The sequence below is a fragment of the Promicromonospora kroppenstedtii DSM 19349 genome (genome assembly GCF_000515355.1).
Lineage (GTDB): Bacteria > Actinomycetota > Actinomycetes > Actinomycetales > Cellulomonadaceae > Promicromonospora > Promicromonospora kroppenstedtii.
In genome coordinates this window covers 33878-35157 of sequence record NZ_KI911609.1, presented here as the reverse complement: position 1 = coordinate 35157, position 1280 = coordinate 33878, and the positions used below count along the sequence as shown (strand labels likewise).

The following is a 1280-nucleotide window of genomic DNA, read 5'->3' as shown; positions in this document are numbered from 1 at the left end:
GGCCGAGATCGAAAACCTGCTCGGCACCCGCGTCGTCGCGCAGCTCGCGTCCCGCGAGTCGCCCACCGCCCGCACCCTGCAGACCTGGCTCGACGCCGTCGAACGCCTGGGACCCGCGCCCGCCACCCGCACGGCCCGCACGGCACCCGGCCCGGGCACCGAACCGGACACGACCACCCCCGAGGAGAACCGTGCCTGACCTGAACGACCCCGACCTGAACGCCGCCGCCCCCACCGGCCCGCACACACCCGGGCCCCTGCCCGTCGCCGACGTCGCCGCACTCGGCGAACAGGTCCTGGCCGAGGTCGGCACCGCCGTCGTCGGGATGCGCGACGCCCTCCAGGTGGCGCTCGCGACCATCCTGGCAGGCGGGCACGTCCTGTTCGAGGACGTGCCAGGGCTCGGCAAGACCCTCGCCGCCCGGTCCCTGGCCGCGGCGCTCGGCCTCGACTTCGCGCGCCTGCAGTGCACACCCGACCTGCTGCCGGCCGACATCACGGGCTCGTCCGTGTTCGACCCCGCCACCCGCACCTTCGAGTTCCGGCCCGGTCCCGTGTTCACAGGACTGTTCCTCGCCGACGAGATCAACCGCACCGCGCCCAAGACGCAGTCCGCGCTGCTGGAGGCCATGGCCGAGCGGCAGGTCTCCATCGAGGGCACCAGCCGCCCACTACCCAGGCCCTTCCACGTGCTGGCCACGTCCAACCCCGTCGAGTACGAGGGCACCTACCCGCTGCCCGAGGCGCAGCTCGACCGGTTCATGGTCCGCCTCGCCGTCGGCTACCCCGACGCCACCCAGGAGGCCGAGGTCCTCAACCGACGGCTGGCCCGCCGACAGGAGGCCGCCCCGGTGGGCCAGGTCGTCGATCCCGCCACCGTGCTCGCGATGCAGGCCGGCACAGAGGCCGTGCCCGTCGATCCCGACGTCGTGCGCTACTGCGTCGACCTGGCCGCCGCCACCCGCGGCCACACCGCCCTCGAGGTCGGCGCCTCGCCCCGCGGCTCGCAGAACCTCGTGCTCCTGGCCCGCGCCGTCGCCGTCCTGGACGGACGTGACTACGTGCTGCCCGAGGACGTCAAACGCGTCGCCGTCCCCGTGCTCGCCCACCGCATCACCCTCACCCCGACCGCCTGGGCGTCGGCCACCCGGCCCCAGGACGTCGTCACCGACCTGCTGCACACCGTGCCCACCCCCACCACGGTCCGGAACGCATGACCGTCGGCGGCGTCATCGTCTCGGCCGGCCGCACGTCCCGCGGCGAACGCGCCGACGGCCGCC

Annotated in this window: 2 protein-coding genes; both read left to right on the top strand. The window is 74.6% G+C overall.

The features are described from left to right. On the top strand, positions 1-199 hold a 199-nt coding region (locus PROKR_RS33820; RefSeq protein ID WP_036959706.1), incomplete at its 5' end, for a hypothetical protein. 1 nt (position 200) lies between these two features. Next, on the top strand, positions 201-1217 hold the full coding sequence (locus tag PROKR_RS33815; RefSeq protein WP_245605690.1) for an AAA family ATPase: 1017 nt from the start codon (positions 201-203) through the stop codon (positions 1215-1217). Positions 1218-1280: the final 63 nt, after the last annotated feature.